This is a genomic window from Oleiphilus sp. HI0066 (assembly GCF_001635725.1).
This window is the reverse complement of sequence record NZ_LWFH01001384.1, coordinates 1-1,634: the sequence shown is the minus strand read 5'-3', so window position 1 is coordinate 1,634 and position 1,634 is coordinate 1. Positions and strand designations below refer to the sequence as shown.

General features: G+C 46.6%; 1 protein-coding gene. It reads right to left on the bottom strand.

The window, feature by feature from the left end:
• Positions 1–1,634 (bottom strand): TRAP transporter large permease subunit (locus tag A3738_RS20930; protein ID WP_068763829.1); only part of this gene is annotated, 1,634 nt, incomplete at both ends.

Genomic DNA, 1,634 nt, shown 5'->3' with positions numbered 1-1,634 from the left:
ACAACCTGGCGTGCAAGTAAGTGGTTAAGTGCAACCGGTGGGCTCAGATAACCAAGCTCAAACGCTACCAGTGTCAGCATCCAGAAGTGAATTGGATCTATACCTGCGCTGTAAGCGATTGGAGCAATTGTCTGACTTACTAAAATAACTGCGCCAAACGGTTCCATGATCATACCCATGACGATCAATACGCAAACAAGTAAGCCCATTGCCGCCCAAACGCTTGAGAATTCAGCAGGGAATGTCTCTACGATGCCGGAGCGCTCGATGGTTCCACCAAGACAGATAGTACAGCCGATTAATAACAATAATGCGCCGATTTCTGCTGTTGTCTGATTCGTTGCGGTACGAATGTTGGTTTCGATGCCTTTGTGAGGAATCTTCGTTTTACCATCTTCGCTAACTGCTTCTTTCTTCGTCACGTGCTCATAAATCAAAATCACAAGCATCATAACTGGAAGAATACGTGCTGCTGAGAATTCGTCTAAGCGAACGTTTACCGCATAGCGATAGAACAATACAACGGCAACAGACAAGATGATGTAAGGAATCAATGGACGGAAAGCTTGAAGCATTTCAGGGAAAGCTTGCCCTGGAGATGCAAGTTCAAACTTGCTCTGACGGTTAAGCGTCAATGCAAAGAAGCCAAACATCACCGCGCTCAGCATGAATACGTATACACCCCAACCAAATAACTGGTCAGTTGTGACTTCACGGTTCATAAATGCGATAACAACCACAAGCAAGCAAGGACGTAATACAACACCCATTGAGCCGGACATCGCTGTCGCTGCTAGTGCCAATTGACGACGCGTACCTGCAGCGCGTAACTCGTGATAAATCACGGCACCTGCCGCAATAACGAAAATACCTGAACCGCCAGTGTAGGCTGTTGGAATAGCCGCAAGAATTACGACAAGAACAACTAATAGCTCTGGTGGTAGTTTCCATGGCTTGAACAAAGAAAGCACGAGCGATGCAAAGCGCGTTTGCTTAAGCATCATACCTATCCAGACGTACAAGCCGACGTTCAAGAACATGTCACTGAGATCAAGAAGCTTGTCTAGGTGAATACCTAGTGCTGCTGGGTTAGGCTTGTTGCCTTCACCTAGGCCAAAGAAGAAGAACGCCGCAGCAATGATTGTCATGGTTGCGTACAATGGAATAGCTAGACCAGCTCGACCAATGTTGCCGCCTGGTGTGAGATCTGCCGCAGGTCGGAATATGTTGATGGCACTCATGATGGTGAGTACGCCGAAGCCATAGACCCAGAGTTCATGAATGAAGGCCACGTCAGCGGTTATTTTGGATCCATCTGAATGTGCTAGATCTCTAAATGCTACAGCAGACGCCAGTAGTAAGCCATTAGCAGCTAACTGAGCTGTGCTCGCCACGTAGTGATCTAAGCGAGACATCACCGGACGCATAGCAATGTGGTGACGTGTGAATGTAGCAGTTGTAGCGCATAGTAAGATTAGACCAACCAGAATAAATTTCTGGGACATGATGCCTACAGCAATCACTTCAGAAACGAATAACTCAACAGCTCTGAAAGTTTCCAATGCAGGAGTGATTCGTTGTTTAGTTTCTTCGTACGACTCAAAGGCAGCAACACAATCTGCTTTTGAGTTTAT